This is a genomic window from Novosphingobium sp. SG720 (assembly GCF_012275365.1).
Taxonomy (GTDB): Bacteria; Pseudomonadota; Alphaproteobacteria; order Sphingomonadales; family Sphingomonadaceae; genus Novosphingobium; species Novosphingobium rhizosphaerae.
In genome coordinates this window covers 1985273-2002042 of the sequence record NZ_JAAZQN010000001.1, presented here as the reverse complement: position 1 = coordinate 2002042, position 16770 = coordinate 1985273, and the positions used below count along the sequence as shown (strand labels likewise).

The following is a 16770-nucleotide window of genomic DNA, read 5'->3' as shown; positions in this document are numbered from 1 at the left end:
ACCTGATCGGTTCCGTTCAAGGCTTGCGCAGGACCGGGCTGGTCTCGGCTTCGGCCACCAGGCGCGCGGCATCGTCAGGCAGCAGCCAGCCTTCCTTTACGCGCCTTGCGGCAACGGCCTTGATCCGCGCGACGAACCCGGCATGCGTGCCATAGCGTTCTTCGAGAGAGGGGCGCGGATCGCCTTTGGCCAGGCGTTCGGCGCGGGTGACGGCGAACGGAATGAAACCACCGGCAAACCCGCATGGGCCCCCTGCGCCATAGCCATGGGCCAGCACGTTCCAGCCAAGATACGTGCCCAGTGGCACCAGGTGCTGGACCGAAGGCACCCCGCCGCCCAATTCGTTGCCATCGCCATCCACGCGCGGCACCAACGAGGGAATGGTGCGGCGAATGGCCGGAGGTTGCCGGGTGATCACCCCGGATAGATCGGGATAATCGAAACCGGGGCCATAGTCGTAATCGAGCAGGTCGTTCAACTTGCCGTCCGGCACCGGCGCACCGGGGATGGCTGGCCAGCCCATAGTGGCGGCCGTTGGCGCGACGAGATCGCCGTGGGCCAACGTGGGATACTGGCTGGGTGGCGGGGGCCGGCCGGTGCTGACCCATTGCACCAGGCGCTTGAGCAGCGCGCGCATGGTGGGCAGCGAGGGATTGGGATTGTTGGGCAGCACACAGACCGGTGCCCCAGGCCAGGGCTTGTCACCATCGAGCGAAATGCCCCCGGTGTAGGAGCCGCCATGGGTCACGCCGGGAAAGTAATAGCGGCGCACGTTGGCCGCAATTGGCACGTCCGCCCGCGCATCAGTGCCTACCAGCGCCGGAGAAAGCCGCAGCCCCCACAGCTCGGTAGAACCGAACGTCTCCATGATCTTGGGGCAGGTGTGTGTGGCGGAGCAGCGGTCGAGCAGGTTGTGTCGCCCACGCCCGCGCAAGGTATCGGCATACCGCGTCCACCACAGGGTGCCCTCGCTGCCTGGCTCGAACAGGGTGGCCGCCCCGCCGGGCACGGCAAAGCGCAAGTTGAGCGGCACCTGCCGCGCGGCGATATTGGGGTTGGCGCCATCGAATACCCGCGCGCCGGTTTCATCCTGGTTGAAACCGAGGTTGATGAAACTCTTGACGAAATTTCCCGATTGCGACGTGCCGCTGACCACGCTCCAGCGAACTTGCCCGGCCAGCGGATTGGGCGTGCCATGGTCATCGGTTCGGGCATGGCGCAGGAAGGCGACGAGATCGCGCGTGGCGGCAAAGCCGATGCCCAGCACCAGCGGGTCACGCGCCTGGTAGACCAGGGTATAGGCCTGGCCGGCATCGAACCCACCTTTGAGGCAGATGCGCGCCGGATCGGGCGTGCCGGGGAAGGGCGCGGCGCGGCAATCGGCAAACGCCCATTGATCCGGCGGGATCGGCTGCAACGGGGCGGCATCGCTGCCCTGGCGATAGAGCCGGGCATGGGCCGGGTCGAGATCAACGGGCAGGGGGCGCGGCACCGGGCGCCCAATGCCGCCGGTCAGTCCCCAAGTTCTGCCTGTCAGATCGGTGGCGCGGGCAAGGGCCAGGCCGGTGAGGCCCTTGGCCGTGGGCACGGTGGCCGTCTGTACGCCCGGCGCCGGGGCGAGATCGCCCTGCCAACCGCTGATCACGCGGATGTGGCCATCTTCGTCCGGGCCAACCTTGCCATTGCCACGATTGGGAACATCGTAGAACAGCACGCCGCTGCCGCCCTTGAGCGGCCGGGCGATGGCAAAGGTGGCGCTATAGGCCACCCGGCCATTCGGCTGGCGTGGCGCTTGCGCGATATCGGTGATGATCGCATCGCGCTGGGGCGAAACATCGCCCTCGAACGTGCCGGTGATGATCTCGTAAGGGCGCTCTCCGGGCGTGAGCGGAGCGGGTGTGCGTGTCTCGACATGGATGGCCGTGACCCGCGCCTGCGCGCCAGAGGCAAGGGCCAGCAGGGCACCGCCGAGCAGAAGGGCGCTACGCATCGTCGATCTCCATATCCAGCAGTTGCGCGCCCAGCGTCTTACCGTGGGCATCGAGCGCCAGCGAGCGCGTGACGCCGCCCGAGAGCACCCCGTGCAACACGAAATTCACCGCGCCCAGATTGGGCAGCACGAAGCGCTCGATCCGCAGGGGTCGCAGCGTTGCAAGGTGCGCGGCCACCCGTTCGGCGCTCAGCAGCCTTTCGAGCCGCGCGAACTGGGCAGCGTCGCGCACGAAGACGCAGATCTGGGAAGTGTCGCCCTTGTCGCCGGTGCGGGCATGGGCGAGGTCACGCAGCTGCATCAGCTGACCCCGTGGACAATGGAAGGCGTCACCGTCTCGCGCCCGATGAGGATGGAGGCAACAGCCACCACTTCGCGCAGCGTCGTGGTCACGCCGCCGCCGCCCGAGGGCCCGTTGAGATAGAGCGCCTCCACTTCCGCGCCGATTTCCGCCGCGATGGCGCGGTCCGCGCAGCGAGCGGCAACGCGCGCGCGCACTTCGGCCGGATCTGGCGCCCGGCCAGTGACATTGGCGGAGTTCACACCGATGAGGTCGTAGCGGACTTCATCGAGCGGCAGGCCCAGCAAGGCCAGCCGCTCTGCCACGATATCGAGCGCCAGTTGCCCACGCGCCGCCGCGCCCGGCCCGGCATATGCGATCTGCCCTTCGCCGACGAAGCCGTCCTCATAGCCGACGGATACCTTGAGGGTTTCGGGCCGCGGATGGCCGGTAACCCCGGAAACCGCAATGCGATCGGGCCCGGCCTGGGCCAGTTGGAGCGTGGTGAAATCGGCGACAACATCGGCCTGCAGATAGCGGGCGGGATCGAGGATTTCGTACATCGCCTGCTCTCGCGCATTGGCGAGCGTCAGTTGCCCGCCCGTGCCGGCCACCTTGGTAAGCACGGCATTGCCGTCTTCGCCCACTTCGGCCAGCGGAAAGCCCAGCCGCGCCAGGCCGGGCACGTCGTTGTAACCCGGATCGGCAAAGTACCCTCCGGTCAGTTGCCCGGCGCATTCCAGCAAGTGGCCAACCACCGTCCCTCGCGCCAACCTGGTCCAATCGTCTTCGGCCCAGCCGAACGCATGGATCATCGGCGCCAGGAACAACGCAGGATCGCACACCCTGCCGGTGAAGATCACCTGCGCGCCTTCGGCCAGGGCACGCGCGATGGGAAAGGCGCCGAGATAGGCATTGGCCGAAATGGGCTGCAGATCGGCCAGGGAACCTTCGCGGTCGACCAGCGGGTGATCCTGGCCCGCAATGCTGGTCAGGACATCGTCTCCCAGCACGGCCGCCATGCGAATGCCGCCCAGGCCCATCTCGCGCGCCACGTCGAGCGCGGCGTTCATGGCGGCCAAGGGATTGGCCGCCCCCATGTTGGACACGATACGCACGCCGCGGGCCATGGCCGGGCCCAGCACCGCACGCATCCGCCGCGCCAGCCGGGGATCATAGCCGGCGGCCGGATCGTGCCGCCGCGCAAGCTGCGCCAGTGCGATGGTGCGTTCGGCCAGGCATTCGAAGCAGAGGTAATCCAGTTCGCCCCGTTCGACCAATTCGACGGCCGGCTCGATCCGGTCTCCGGCAAAGCCGGCCCCGGCACCGATGCGTATACTTCTCATGCGTTTCTCACTCATATGCCGATCAGGCCGATGGCCAGCGCCGCCACGGTCATCACCAGGGTGGCGCCCAGCAGCCAGGGAAAGGCAAAGCGCTGGTGCGCGCCCAGTTCGATGCGGCTCAGGCCTGCCACCAGGAAGGTGGCCGGGGTCAACGGGCTGATCGGAAAGCCGACCGTGTGCATGCCGAGCAGCGCGGCCTGGGCCACCTGCACGCTGGGCACGCCGAAATGGCCGGCCACTTGCGCCACCACCGGCAGGACGCCGAAATAGAAACTGTCGGGATCGAACACGACGCTGAGCGGCATGGCGGTGAGCGCGACCAGCAGCGGTATGCTGCGCCCCATGCCCTCGGGAACCAGCGCGACGCTGGATTGGGCCAGGGCATGGATCAGCCCGGCGCCGTTCATGATGCCGGTAAACGCGCCCGCTGCGAACAGGACGCCGGCCATCATCATGGCGGGGCGGGCATGCGCCTCGATCCGCAGACGCTGCTCTTCGGCACGCGGATAGTTGATCGTCAGGACCAGGGCGAAAGCGACCATGAAGACGACGGCCGGCTCTGCCACGCCGGTGACCATCAGGGCAATGACCGCGAGCGTAATCGCCAGGTTGAGCCAGAACAGGCGCGGGCGGTGCAGCGGGTCCGTGGTCGCCGGGGCGGTCGGCACGGCATCGGCCGCCGCCGACGCGCCGGGCAAGGCGGCCAAGCGCCGTTCCTCGCCTCGTCCCATCCACCACGCTGCGGCGAACACGAAGACGAGGCCGACCAACTGGACCGGGAGCATCGGCGTGAAAATCTGGGCCGGGGTAAGATGCAGCGCGGCGCTGGCGCGCAAGGTGGGCCCCGTCCACGGCAGGAAATTGACGCCGGCAGCCAGCGAGGCGCAGCAGGCCAGAATGCGGCGGTCCATGCCGAGCTGGTCGTAAAGCGGTAGCATGGCCGGCACCGTGATCAGGAAGCATACCGCGCCCGACCCATCGAGATGGATCAGCAAGGCCAAAAGCGCGGTGCCCATGGTAATGCGCGACGGCTTGCGCCCCACCAGGCGCAAGACCGCGCCTACCAGTGGCGCCAGCAGTCCGGCATCGCTGACCACGCCGAAGAACAGGATGGCAAAGACGAACATGCCAGCCACCGGCGCGATCTTGGTCACGCCCGCGATGATCCAGCCCGGAACGCCGGCCCCCTGGCCCAGCAGGACCGCGCCGATCACCGGCACAAGGATCATTGCCGCGAGCGGGGAAAGCCGGTTGGTGAGAATGACCGCCAGCATCACGCCGACGATCGCCAGCGCCCCCAGCGCCAGAACCCCCACGGGCAGGACGGCTGCAACCGGCATCAGTATGCCCCCTTGGCGGTCAGCAGGCTCAGCATGTTCTGGGCGGCGGGGGAGGGGCTGCGGCCCGACAGATGGGCAATGCCGATCACCCGTTCGGCCCGGCTGTCATCCAGGCGATGCCATTCCAGATCATGCGCCCCCACCATGGGACGGCACGAGAGCGGCAGCGCGCTGATCCCCAGGCCCGCGGCGATGAAGGCACCCAGCGTGGCGGGCTGTGCACATTCATAGAGCGGGCGCGGGGCGAGCCCGGCGCGGGCCAGGGCCGCATCGGTGATCTGGCGCACGCTGCTGGTGGGCGCCATGGCGATGAAGGGGGCATCGGCAAAGCTGTGCCAGCCGGGATTGGCCGGTGCTTCTCCGGTGCGGCAGACCAGCGCGCAGGGATCGGTGAACAGCGGCACGAACGTGAAGTCCTCCCCGGCGTCGTCGGGCGGAGTCATCACCGCCAGATCGATCAGCCTTTCGCGCAAGTTCTGGTAGATCGTGCCCGCGAGCCCCTCGCGCACCGTGACATCGACACCGGGCCAGGCATCGCGAAAACGGCTGAGCACGCCGGGCAGGTCGCCCACCGCATAGGACGGCAGCACGCCCAGGGCGATCCGGCCGCGCTGGCCTGACAGCGTCTGGCCCAGTTGATCGAACGCGTCGTCGAAATCGGCGATCAGGCGCTCGGTCAGCCGCAGCAGGTCTTCGCCGGCCGGCGTGAGGGCAACATGGCGGCGGTTGCGATCGAACAGCCGCGCGCCGAGATCTTCTTCCAGCAGGCGAATGGTGCGCGAAAGGGCCGGCTGTGACACATGCACGAGTTCTGCCGCACGGCTGAAGTTGGCCGCCTGGGCCAGGATGCGGAACTGGCGCAAAGTGGAAAGGCTGGGGGTGCGGGGCATGCGGAACCTGTGCGCCAGAGGGAACCGCACGGGCGATCGTGCGGCCGGCGCATGGTGGCGGGCGCTGCGCGCGTCGTCCAGCAGGCAGGCGGCAAAGGCGCCGGTCCCGGCTGGAATGCTGCGCTCAAGCCCGCCACCCATCGTCAGAACTTGGCCGCGATGCGCGCATAGACCTGCCGTCCGAACGGATCGGCGATCGAGGGCAGGTAGCCGTTGTACTTGGCAAATCCGGGCGCGGTGTTGAACATGTTGATCACGCCGAGCGTGAGCGCATAGCGATCTTCCTTGCCGAAATTCAGGCTATATTGCGCGTCGAACACGGAAAAGGCGCTGACGCTGGTGGCGACGGTCGGCACCACCGCGCCGCTGCCCGAGGTGTTGAGGCTTTGCCCGTAATCGTCCTTGACGCCGGCGGTGTAGCGCCAGGTGAGCGACAGCGTGTGAGGGCCATACCCGGCGTCGATGCCGGCCACGCTGCGCCAGCGTGGCGCGGCCGAGGATGACGTGGGCGATTGGGTGAAGGCATTGCGATAGCCTACGCCATCATAGACGACCGAACCCGTCACTTTGCCGTTGGCATCGCGCAGCAGCACGCCGGTATCGACGTCATAGGCCAGGAGATAGGTCAGCGTGTCCCGCAGCGTCAGTTGGACGGGGCCGGCATCGAACGCATATTGGCCCTGGAGATCGAGGCCGGCGGTCTTGGTGCCGCTGGGCGCGTTGAAGCTGGTCACGATCACCGATTGCAGCGTGCCGGTCAGCGGATCGCGGATGACCGCGCTGCCGTTGGGCGCGGTGTTGACCACCTGCTGCGGGTTCTGCGTCGAAATCTGGTTGTTGAACTGATACTTCCAGTAATCGATCGAGAAGCGCGCGCCGCGCTTTGGCACGAATGTGGCGCCGATGTTGTAGACCGTGGACGACTGCGGCTTGAGATCGGGATTGCCATAAGTCTGGATCGTGCGGAACGAGGTGGTGCCATCGACCGGGTCGGTGACATTGACCACGTTGGTGCCGATCAACGAGGCCGATCCGTTGGCCAGCGTGGGCGCCTGGAATGCCTTGCTGTACGATCCGCGCAACGAGAACCATTCGGTCGGGCGCCAATTGGCCGCCACCTTTGGCACGGCCTTGCTATAGCCGCCGGCGTCTTCGTATCGCGCCGCCAGGTTGAGCGTGAGGCTGTCGATCGGCTGGTAGTTCGCTTCGGCAAACACGCTTTTCACCTCGCGCGAGAAAGCGGTGTTGAGATGCTTGCCCAGGAAGCCGCCATAGCCCGAAAGCAGCAGGTCGGAATACGTGGTGGTCGATTTCTCGCGGCGATATTGCGCGCCCAGCGCCACGTTGATCTCGTGGCCGGCGATGCTGGCCAGCGGGCCGTTCACCACCGCTTCGGCAATGTAGTATTCGCGCTTGAAATCGGTGAAGACGTCGCTTTGCAGGTTGTGGATCAGCGAGGGATCCATCTGCGCAAGGTTGGCCTGGAACGGGCTGTAATAGAGGCAACTGCCCTGTCCGGCCACGGCGCCGCTGCCACCACCGAGGAAGTTGGTGTTGCAGTTCGGGCCGCCATAGCCGCGCAGGGCGGCCTGGAACAGGTTCATGTCGGTATCGCGATCGCGCGCGATGGTCTGCGAGGCGGAGTAGGTGCCGGTGGCCAGGTACTTCCATCGCCCGATCAGGCTGCCGCGCGCCCAGGCCACATAATGCTGCTGGTTCACCGTGTCGCGCATCACGCGATATTCGTAGCCACCCGGAAAGCCCTGGGCACCGATGACACGGCCATAGAACAGCACGTCCACGCCAAACGGATTGTAGGGATTGGACGCGGGCATCGTCGCATTGCCGGCATTCTGCGCATAGGACGGCACGCCAAACCGCTGGGAATCCTGATGGTAATAGCTGATTTCGGCAAACAGGGTGTTGGCGTCGTTGATTTCGAAAGTCGTGTCGTTGTGGATGTTGATGCTGCGCGCGCGCGGCCGGATCGGGTTCTTGGGCTGGAAATTGTAGAGGCAGTTGCCCAGGCCGAACGTGGCCCCACTGGCGGGGGAATAGATGCTGTTGGTGCCATCCGCGCCGCAATTGGGGTCCACCACCTTGAGCGTGCCGGTGGCCGATTTGTTGGCATCGTAAAGCGCGGTGTAATCGTTGCCGTTGATCACCACATGGCCCCCGGTGGCGGTAAGCGGGCGGCCTGTCAGCAGATAGCTGCCGGGATAGCCGGCCGCCGTGGGGTTAAAGAAATTGGTGACCGCGCGATCGGAATTCTGGAGATTGTCCTGAAACCGATAGGAGCCGGAAAGCACGGTGTGGAAGCGATCGTTGCCTACGCCCAGCATGGCCTGCGCGTTCCATGCCGGCGATTTCGCCACGCTGGTGAACTGGGCGCTGGCCTTCAGGCCGGTGAACCGGGTGTCGGTCAACACGTTGAAAACGCCAGCCACCGCATCGGCGCCATAAGTTGACGAAGCCCCGTCGAGCAGGACTTCGACCCGCTGGATCGCGATGTCGGGGGTAAGGCTGTTGAGGTTGACGTAATCGTCGCCGCCCTGCGGGGTCACGCGGCGGCCATTGAGCAGAACCAGGGTGGAGCCGGCGCCAAGACCGCGCAGGTTGGCAGAGCGGGTATCGCGCGTATCGGCGCCGCCCTTGGAAAGATCCTGCAAGCCCCCGGTGCTGCCGACGTTTTGCGGAATGAAGCGGGTGAGATCGCCGATCGAGGATGAGCCGGTGCGCGCGATGGCGGCGTTGTCCACCGCAAGAATGGGCGACGCGCGGTTTTCCTGGCGAATGTTGCCGAGGTAGGAACCGGTCACCACGATCTCTTGCGGCTTGGGTTCGGCCGGCGCCGGCTGATCCGCGGGCGGAGCCGATTGCGCCTGCGCCGTACCTTGTCCGCCCATCACACAGATCGCCAGCGCAGAACCGACGAGCAGATTGCACCGGATCGTTGAAAAGCCCTTCATGTACACCTCCAGGTCACCATCGCCGAAGAGGTGTTGCCGCCGCAGCAGCCCGTAAGGCTGGCTCGCCTCGTTGCCCTCTCCACCATGGTGGTGTTTTGTTGTGGGGGCGGAATGGCGTGGCAGCGTGATCAAGTGAAATATAATGAACGGATCATCTTATAACCTGAAATTATAAGATGCCCCACCGGCCGGCCAGCGCCGCCGATCATGGCGATCCAACGGCCATGCGGTGCGCAGCGCCCAGAACGGCGATGCTCCAGGCATCTGCGGGAAAGATCGTTCTCGCAAAAGGCGTTGCGGGCAAGTAGCCCGCTTGCATCTTGGCGCCGCCGCTCCCACTTGGTGGGAATGCTACCGCACACTCGCGCGATGATCGCCGCCGCAGCCTACGCCTTCATCTTCGAAAAGAAGGTGGCAGGTGTCCACGACCATACGACCGGGCAGGACCTGCAAATCGCGGCAGAGGTTCGGGGCGGCCGCCTCCAAGGCCAAGACGGCGATCGTTCGGCCAAATTCGGCGGCACCCTTCCCGAGTTGCACGATGCTGGCGACGATGCATTCGTTTCGCTCGAAATCGATGGCAACACGGCCCGTGGGTACGATCGCGGCTCGTCCGGCCACTATACACTGACGGCGGAGAGCCAGGTGCTCCAGCTTTACGACCACGCGGAACAAGCCTGGTTCGCCTATACCATCCAATCCATCTGAGCTTTGCTGGCCAAATGGCCAGAGCTTGCCGGGCGCCGGCGGTTGCCCCGGGGCGAGATGGCCCGCCCCGGAGGCTCGAAGAATTTGCCCACGCCGCCTAGCAGTCGCTTGCCTTCCGGCGGCGAACCAGGGTCTGGGCGTTGGTGTATTCAAGCAGCCCTTCGGTGCCGCCTTCGACACCCAGGCCCGATTGCTTCATGCCGCCAAAGGCCGCGAGCGGGCTGAGATGCTGGGTCTCGTTGATCCACACCGTTCCGCTGGCGATTCGCTGCGCCACGGCCAGCGCAGCGTCCTCGTCGGTGCCCCAGACCGAGGCGCCCAGGCCATACTCGCTTGCATTGGCGCGGGCGATGACCTCGTCCACGTCGCTGAACTTGAGCAGCGGCAGGATGGGGCCGAATTGCTCTTCCTGGACAATGCGGCTTGCTTCGGGCGGATTGTCCAGGATCGTCACCGGCACGAAATAGCCCGGTCCGGCGTGCGGTTCGCCGCCGGTCAGGAATTGGTAGCCCTGTGTGCGTGCATCGGCGATCAGGTCGCGCACGCGGCGAAATTGCACCGCGTTGTTGACCGGGCCAAGCTGCGTTCCCTGCTCGGCGCCGTTGCCGACTTTCACCGTGCGGGCATAGGCGACCAGTGCCTGCTTGAGCCGATCATAGACCCGTTCGTGCACGTACATCCGCTTGGTGGCGATGCAGACCTGGCCGTTGTTGGCAAACGCTGCCCAGAACAGAGGCTCGGCCAGCGCCTCCACATCGGCATCGGGCAGCACGATCGCGGGATCGTTGCCGCCCAGTTCCAGCGTAACGCGCTTGAGCGTGGCCGACGCGCTCTGCATCACCCGGCGACCGGTTGCGGTGGAGCCGGTGAAACTCACCTTGTCGATGCCGGGATGCTCGGTCAGCCAAGGGCCGAGCTGATCGCCCCCGCTGATGGTGTTGAGCACGCCGGCCGGCAGAATGCGTGCGGCCAGCTCACCGAATTTCAGCGTCGTCAGCGGGGTGAACGGCGAAGGTTTGAGCACCACGGTGTTGCCTGCGCGCAGCGCCGGGCCGACCTTGAACATCGCCAGCACCATCGGGTAATTCCAGGGCGCGATGGCGCCCACGACGCCGATGGGAACGTGCCGCGTCTCGCTATGGCGTTCCGGGCTGTCCTCGTTGACGGTGGCCGGCAGCGCCAGGCTGGCCGCCCCCTTCAGCCAATAGGCCGAGGCGAGGATCTCGGTCCGGGCGTCGGCATGCGGCTTGCCTTGCTCGGCAGTCAGCAGCCTCGCAAAACCGTCGATTTCCGCCACCAGCGCATCGGCCAGCTGCACGAGCAGCGCGCCGCGGGTGTCGATCGCGGTGGCCGCCCAGCCCGGAAAGGCAGACCGTGCCGCCGCGACCGCGGCATCGAGTTCGTCACGTGACGCATCCGGGGCGCGGGCGATCGCTGCTTCGGTTGCTGGATTGACCACATCGAAGCCGTGTTTGCCGGTCACTGCCCGGCCGCCGATGGTCATCGAAAAAGACGCTTCGAACTCCATGTCGCTCTCCGTTTGGTCGGCGCGATGCCCTGCGGTCGCGCTCTTGCCGGGGGCGTATCAGATCGCCCGATGCCTGCCGTGCGGTGCGCAAGAAATGTCAAAAAGCGCGGCAAGTCGGTGCAACGCGCTGCGCGAAATGCTGCGCTACACCGTCAACTGGAAAAGGCCGGGACAGAGCCTTGAAACAGACGGAGAGGCACCATGAAAGCCAGGATCATCGCTGCGCTGCTAGCGGGGGGTGCGTCGACACTTCCCATGTCGGCATTTGCGCAGTCCACCACAGATGCCAACAGCGCGCCTGCGACGCCGGATCAGGCGGCGCCGGCAGCAACCAGCGGGATAGCCGGCGAGGGCGAGATCATCGTCACGGCGCAGCGGCGCGCGGAATCCATCCTGCGCGTGCCGATCGCGATTTCGGCAATTGGCGGAGACACGCTGAGCAGCAAGGGAATTACCAATTCCGCCAGCCTGGCAACCGCCGTGCCCAACCTGCAGGTCAGCAGCCCCTATGGCTCGACCCAGCCCAACTTCTCGCTGCGTGGCATCAGCGTGGCCAACGAATACAACTCCAACCAGGCTTCGCCGATCGGCGTCTATGTCGACGATATCTATCTCGCCAGCCGCACCGCGCACGGCATGGGCCTGTTCGACATGGAACGCGTGGAAGTGCTGCGCGGGCCGCAAGGCACGCTGTTCGGGCGCAACACGACGGGCGGCGCCATCAACTTCATCACCAAGACCCCCACGCTGAGTGGCAATCAAGGCTATGGCGAGGTTGGCTATGGCAATTTCAACACCTTCACCGCGCAGGCTGCGGTCGAAGCGACGATGGTGCAGGACGAACTGGGTGTGCGGATCGCCGGCAATTATGCCAAGGGCGACGGCCAGATCCAGAATGTCTATCCCGGCGGGCGCGACGCCAATTCGCAGGATACGCTGCAGGGCCGCCTGACGCTGCGCATGCGCCCGGGCAACGGGCCGCTCGATATCAAGCTCAAAGTCTATGGCGGGCGCGATCGCGGCAGCCAGGCGGCGATGCAGGGGCTGCAGCCCTACCGCCGCGGGCTCGATTTCTTCCAGGTCAACGAGAACCGCATCGGCCTGAACAAGACCGAGGCCTATGGCGCCTCGGCCACGATCGCCTACAGCTTCTCGCCCGCGCTCACCTTTACCTCGATCACCTCGCGCGATGGTGGCAAGCAGAACCTGCAGCAGGCGGCCGATGGTTCCCCGCTCGACGTGCTCGACATCAACTGGCAGTCGAAATTCCAGCAATTCAGCGAGGAAGCGCGCCTCAATTATGATGCCGGCAAGCTCAAGCTGGTGGGCGGTGGCTTCTATGGCTGGGACGAGACGATCACCGACAACACGTTCAACATCGGCCAGGCGATCGCGCCAACGATCAATGGCGGCTTCTTCCAGCACTATCGCCAGGTGCGCCGCTCTTACGCCATCTTTGCGCAGGGCGACTATGCCCTGACGCCCAAGCTCACCCTCACGCTTGGCGCGCGCTACACCTGGGACCGCAGCCAGTACCGCGATGGCTACGCCTATCTGTTTGCCGGCGATATCGGCGGGACGCAGACGCCGCTGGCAACCACCGTGCCCTGCCAGACGGTGCCGGGGACCTGTGCCTATAACGCGGCGGCGCGCTATCAGTTGGATGGCCGCAACAACGCGCTCACCGGGCGTGTCTCGCTGGGCTATACGTTCGACAACGGTACGCTGGTCTATGCCAGCTACAACCGCGGCTATCGTTCCGGCGCGTTCAACGGCGGTGGCTATACCTCTTCGGCGGGGATCAACTACATCGAGCCCGAACGGGTCAACGCCTATGAAGTCGGCCTCAAGGGGCGCTATTTCGGCAATGCGCTGACGCTGTCCATGGCCGGCTTCTATTATGATTATCGCAACCAGCAGGTGCAGGACACGCGGCCGGGGCCCGTGTCCTACCTGGTCAACGCGCCCAAGGCCGAAGTCTATGGCGCCGAAGGCGAAGCGCGGCTGCGGGTGGGGCCAGGCCTGGTCCTCAACCTGGCGGCCGGGTATCTTCACGCCACGTACAAGGAACTGACGCTCCAAAGCACCAATCTGGCGGGCAACGATCTGCCGTTCGCGCCGCGTTTCACCGCGCAGGCGGGCGCTGACGTGACCGTGTTCCGCAACGGCAGCACCGGACTGACGGTGTCGCCGAACGTTGCCTATTTCTCGCGGCAATACTTCTCGCCGTTCAATGCGGTGAACGCCGTGGGCACGGCGCAGCGCAACAGCGAATTGCAGCAGGAAGGCTATGCCAAGGTGAACCTCACCGCCGCGCTCACGATCGACCGCTTCACGATCAAGGCCTTTGCCAACAACCTGCTGAACGCCCGCACGTATGCCTATGGGCTCGACCTGCGCGGGGCGGGCTTTCCCTACAACTTCCTGGTTCCGGCCATGCCGCGCACTTACGGCGCGTCCATCCGGGTGGGCTTCTGACGATGAGCACGGCCATTCGCACCGACCTGAAGGATCCCGGCCTTTACGAGGCCGGTGTTCCCTGGGACATTTTTGCCGGGCTGCGCCGGGACGATCCGGTCCACTGGACACCCGAGGCCGACGGTGCCGGCTTCTGGTCGGTGCTGCGCCATGCCGACATCGTGGAGGTTTCGCGCCAGCCGCAGCTGTTTTCGTCGGCTTACGAAAACGGTGGCCACCGCATTTTCAACGAGAACGAAGTGGGGCTGACGGGCGCTGGCGAATCCGCGATCGGGGTGCCCTTCATCTCGCGCGATCCGCCGCTCCACACCCGCTATCGCAAGTTCATCATGCCCGCCCTGGCGCCAGGGCGGCTGGGAGATATCGAGGCCCGCATCCGCGAGCGAGTGGCGCGGCTGATCGATGCGATCCCGCTGGGGGAGCCGGTCAATCTCGTTCCGCTGCTGTCGGCGCCACTGCCGCTGATGACGCTGGCAGAACTGCTGGGCGTTTCGGGTGACCTCTGGCCCAAACTCTATGATTGGACCAACGCGTTCGTGGGCGAGGACGATCCGGAATTCCGCCAGAGCCCGGATGCCATGGCAGCCACCCTGGGCGAGTTCTTCGCTTTCGCCCAGGACTTGTTCGACGCCCGCCGTGCCGAGCCGACGCCGGACATCGCGTCGCTGCTTGCCAATGCGGAGGTCGACGGCGTGCCGGTGCCGTTCCGCGATTTCGTCGGCAATCTCATCCTGGTGCTGGTGGGCGGCAACGAGACGACGCGCAATTCGCTCAGCCACAGCGTGGCCGCCTTTTCCGCCCATCCCGACCAGTGGCAGGCGATCCGCACAGATCGCGACCTGCTCAAGACCGCGACGGCCGAGATGGTGCGCTTTGCCAGCCCGGTGATGCACATGCGCCGCACCGCGATGGCAGATACGGTCATCGGCGGGCAGAAGGTGGCGAAGGGGGACAAGGTTGTCCTGTGGTACATATCGGGCAATCGCGACGAGCAGGTGTTTGCCGAGCCCGACCGCTTCCTGGTGGCGCGACGCGGCGCGGCACACGTCGGTTTCGGATCGGGTCAGCATGTCTGCGTCGGTTCGCGACTGGCCGAGATGCAGTTGCGCGTGGCCTTCGACATGCTGGCTGATCGTGTTACCTCTTTCGAAGTGCAAGCGCTGCCGCGACGGTTCCGGTCGAACTTCATCAACGGCCTCAAGAACCTCGACGTCAATCTGCGGCCTGCCTGAGGAGAGGCGCGATGGGCAACCGGCAGACGACGAACGAGACGATCATCGCCGACACGATCGGGCGCGCACCCGATCGCAGCGTGAACATCGGTGCGTGGCAGTTCGCGCGGTGGCGCCAGTTCATCGGCAGTTACGAATTGCCCGCGCTCGTCGATCCGGTGTTCGTGGTCCATGTCGGCGGCAAGCCCGATACCCGGTTGTGGGAAGCCGACCACTGGAGCGCGGCGCGCTCGATCCCTGGCTGCGCAACGATCGTGCCGGCAGGCTGCCGCACCGGCTGGCGGATCGACGGGGAACTGGACGTGGTCACCGTTTCCGTTCCCCTGTCGCAGTTGCAGCAGGAGCAGGCTTTCAGCCAGTTTCGCGAGATGCGCTTCGCCTTTGCCGATCCGCTGGGCATTGCGTTGACCCGGCAGATCCTGGGCGAACTCTACGGCGCGCCCACGCCCGAGCGCACTGCTTATATCGGCACGTTGCTCGATGCGCTCAAGGCGCACACGCTGCGCGGTTCGGCATTGAGCAACGAAGGCGCGTTTCCCAGCGCGGATTTTTCCGCCTATCGCATCCATCAGATCATGAACGACATCCTGGCGCGCCCGGAAGCCGAGCACAGCCTGGAAGCGCTGGCTGCCAAGGCCGGGCTGACGCCATCGCACTTCTGCCGCGTGTTCAAGCGCGCGACCGGTGTGTCTCCCCACCAATATGTCATGAAAGCGCGGCTTGACCGAGCGCGCGACCTGCTGGGGCAGTCCGACCTGTCGGTGGCCCAGGTCGCCGACATGACCGGCTTTACCAGCCAGAGCCACTTCACCCGCGCCTTCCGCCAATATGCCGGCCAGACCCCGAGCAGTTGGCGACATCCCCCGCAATAGCTTCGAGGAACCTGATGCAGACTATCGCCGCCGTCGCCCGTGAGCCCCATGGCGCATTTTCGATCGAGACGGTGGCCGTGGACGCCCCGCGCGCGGGCGAAGTGATGGTGCGCATTGTCGGGGTTGGGCTGTGCCATACCGATCTCGTGTTCCGCGACCAGTTCGTGCCCTATCCGTTGCCGGCCGTGCTAGGCCACGAGGGCGCCGGGATCGTGGAGATGGTGGGCGAGGGCGTCAGCGGCTTGCAGCGCGGGGATCGCGTGGTGCTGGGTTTTTCCAGCTGCGGCCACTGCCCGCGCTGCGATGAAGGACTGCCCAGCTATTGCCGCGAATTTCCCCCGCTCAACTACGCCGGAATGCGGCTGGAGGACGGTTCCAGGGCCTATGCCTGCGGCGATGAGGCGGTCTCTTCGCACTTCTTCGGCCAGTCGAGCTTTGCCGGGCACGCGATCGTGCGCGCGGGCAATGTCGTCAAGATCGACGATCCGGAAGCGCCGCTGGAAATCCTCGGGCCGCTTGGTTGCGGGTTCCAGACCGGGGCTGGGGGCGTGATGCGCTCGATGGCCTGTCCGGCCGGATCGACGATCGCCATCGTCGGCGGAGGACCGGTCGGCCTGGCGGCAGTGATGGGCGCGGTGATCCAGGGCTGTTCGCAGATCGTGCTGATCGAGCCCGTGGCCGCGCGGCGGCAACTCGCGCGCGAACTCGGCGCGACGCACACGATCGATCCCACCACCCAAGACGTGACTGTTGCGCTGCGTGCACTGCTGCCGCACGGCGTGGACTTCGCCTTCGACACCAGCGGCCGGGTGGAGGCGATCGAGGCCGTGCTGGGAGCGCTTACCGCGCGGGGGATGCTCGGGCTCGTTGGCGTGCCCGCGCGCGCAGAAGACGCCCTGACGATCAACCTGGCCGGTATGATCACCTATGGCCAGCGCATCGTCGGGATCATGGAGGGCGACAGCGATCCGCAGCGCTTCATTCCCGAACTGATCGCGGCGCACCGGGCCGGGCAATTTCCGTTCGACCGGCTGGTAAAGACCTTTCCGCTCGCCGCGATCAACGAGGCTGTTCTGGCGCAGAAGCGGGGCGATTGCGTCAAGGTCGTGCTGATCCCCTAAGCTTGGCGCGCGCCCT

The 16770-nt window shown here is 65.9% G+C and carries 12 protein-coding genes; 5 read left to right on the top strand and 7 right to left on the bottom strand.

Translation table 11 applies throughout. The annotated features are described in order from the left end of the window. Nucleotides 1–16: 16 nt before the first annotated feature. The 6 genes from FHW94_RS08915 to FHW94_RS08890 are packed head-to-tail and all read right to left on the bottom strand — an operon-like array spanning nt 17 to nt 8815. Nucleotides 17–1990, bottom strand: a complete 1974-nt coding sequence (locus tag FHW94_RS08915) for an alpha/beta hydrolase domain-containing protein (RefSeq protein ID WP_168555272.1) — start codon at nt 1988–1990, stop codon at nt 17–19. Continuing rightward, the gene (locus tag FHW94_RS08910; protein WP_168555271.1) at nt 1983–2291 is read right to left on the bottom strand and encodes a hypothetical protein; all 309 of its coding nucleotides are present in this window, start codon (nt 2289–2291) and stop codon (nt 1983–1985) included. The genes FHW94_RS08915 and FHW94_RS08910 overlap by 8 nt, the downstream gene beginning before the upstream one ends. After that, nucleotides 2291–3616 (bottom strand): acyclic terpene utilization AtuA family protein, encoded by a 1326-nt coding sequence (locus tag FHW94_RS08905; protein WP_168555270.1) that lies wholly within the window; start codon nt 3614–3616, stop codon nt 2291–2293. The genes FHW94_RS08910 and FHW94_RS08905 overlap by 1 nt, the downstream gene beginning before the upstream one ends. A gap of 11 nt (nt 3617–3627) precedes the next feature. Beyond that, nucleotides 3628–4956, bottom strand: coding sequence for a citrate:proton symporter (locus tag FHW94_RS08900; RefSeq protein ID WP_168555269.1), 1329 nt, complete (start codon nt 4954–4956; stop codon nt 3628–3630). Next, on the bottom strand, nt 4956–5987 hold the full coding sequence (locus FHW94_RS08895; RefSeq protein ID WP_168555268.1) for a LysR substrate-binding domain-containing protein: 1032 nt from the start codon (nt 5985–5987) through the stop codon (nt 4956–4958). The genes FHW94_RS08900 and FHW94_RS08895 overlap by 1 nt, the downstream gene beginning before the upstream one ends. A gap of 2 nt (nt 5988–5989) precedes the next feature. Continuing rightward, entirely contained in the window at nt 5990–8815 is a 2826-nt protein-coding gene (locus tag FHW94_RS08890) for a TonB-dependent receptor (protein ID WP_168555267.1), read from the bottom strand. A 369-nt stretch (nt 8816–9184) separates the two neighbouring features. Between FHW94_RS08890 and FHW94_RS08885 the strand changes: the two genes are divergently transcribed. Continuing rightward, entirely contained in the window at nt 9185–9523 is a 339-nt protein-coding gene (locus FHW94_RS08885) for a hypothetical protein (RefSeq protein ID WP_246865935.1), read from the top strand. A 97-nt stretch (nt 9524–9620) separates the two neighbouring features. On the opposite strand, the gene FHW94_RS08880 is transcribed toward FHW94_RS08885, so the two are convergent. Then, on the bottom strand, nt 9621–11051 hold the full coding sequence (locus FHW94_RS08880; RefSeq protein ID WP_168555265.1) for an aldehyde dehydrogenase family protein: 1431 nt from the start codon (nt 11049–11051) through the stop codon (nt 9621–9623). Between the two features lie 255 nt (nt 11052–11306). Here FHW94_RS08880 and FHW94_RS08875 point away from each other — a divergent pair, with 255 nt between their 5' ends. The 4 genes from FHW94_RS08875 to FHW94_RS08860 are packed head-to-tail and all read left to right on the top strand — an operon-like array spanning nt 11307 to nt 16754. After that, nucleotides 11307–13529, top strand: coding sequence for a TonB-dependent receptor (locus FHW94_RS08875; RefSeq protein WP_246865934.1), 2223 nt, complete (start codon nt 11307–11309; stop codon nt 13527–13529). Nucleotides 13530–13531: 2 nt separating this feature from the next. Further along, nucleotides 13532–14761, top strand: a complete 1230-nt coding sequence (locus tag FHW94_RS08870; RefSeq protein ID WP_168555263.1) for a cytochrome P450 — start codon at nt 13532–13534, stop codon at nt 14759–14761. A gap of 11 nt (nt 14762–14772) precedes the next feature. After that, nucleotides 14773–15633 (top strand): AraC family transcriptional regulator, encoded by an 861-nt coding sequence (locus FHW94_RS08865; RefSeq protein ID WP_168555262.1) that lies wholly within the window; start codon nt 14773–14775, stop codon nt 15631–15633. Nucleotides 15634–15647: 14 nt separating this feature from the next. Beyond that, nucleotides 15648–16754: an NAD(P)-dependent alcohol dehydrogenase gene (locus FHW94_RS08860; RefSeq protein WP_168555261.1), complete on the top strand. Its 1107-nt coding sequence runs from the start codon at nt 15648–15650 to the stop codon at nt 16752–16754. The last annotated feature ends 16 nt before the right edge of the window (nt 16755–16770 follow it).

Coding starts and splice junctions, on each gene's coding strand:
- FHW94_RS08915 (WP_168555272.1), bottom strand. CDS start 1,990: ATGCGTAGCGCCCTTCTGCTCGGCGGTGCCCTGCTGGCCCTTGCCTCT.
- FHW94_RS08910 (WP_168555271.1), bottom strand. CDS start 2,291: ATGCAGCTGCGTGACCTCGCCCATGCCCGCACCGGCGACAAGGGCGAC.
- FHW94_RS08905 (WP_168555270.1), bottom strand. CDS start 3,616: ATGAGAAGTATACGCATCGGTGCCGGGGCCGGCTTTGCCGGAGACCGG.
- FHW94_RS08900 (WP_168555269.1), bottom strand. CDS start 4,956: ATGCCGGTTGCAGCCGTCCTGCCCGTGGGGGTTCTGGCGCTGGGGGCG.
- FHW94_RS08895 (WP_168555268.1), bottom strand. CDS start 5,987: ATGGGTGGCGGGCTTGAGCGCAGCATTCCAGCCGGGACCGGCGCCTTT.
- FHW94_RS08890 (WP_168555267.1), bottom strand. CDS start 8,815: ATGAAGGGCTTTTCAACGATCCGGTGCAATCTGCTCGTCGGTTCTGCG.
- FHW94_RS08885 (WP_246865935.1), top strand. CDS start 9,185: ATGATCGCCGCCGCAGCCTACGCCTTCATCTTCGAAAAGAAGGTGGCA.
- FHW94_RS08880 (WP_168555265.1), bottom strand. CDS start 11,051: ATGGAGTTCGAAGCGTCTTTTTCGATGACCATCGGCGGCCGGGCAGTG.
- FHW94_RS08875 (WP_246865934.1), top strand. CDS start 11,307: ATGTCGGCATTTGCGCAGTCCACCACAGATGCCAACAGCGCGCCTGCG.
- FHW94_RS08870 (WP_168555263.1), top strand. CDS start 13,532: ATGAGCACGGCCATTCGCACCGACCTGAAGGATCCCGGCCTTTACGAG.
- FHW94_RS08865 (WP_168555262.1), top strand. CDS start 14,773: ATGGGCAACCGGCAGACGACGAACGAGACGATCATCGCCGACACGATC.
- FHW94_RS08860 (WP_168555261.1), top strand. CDS start 15,648: ATGCAGACTATCGCCGCCGTCGCCCGTGAGCCCCATGGCGCATTTTCG.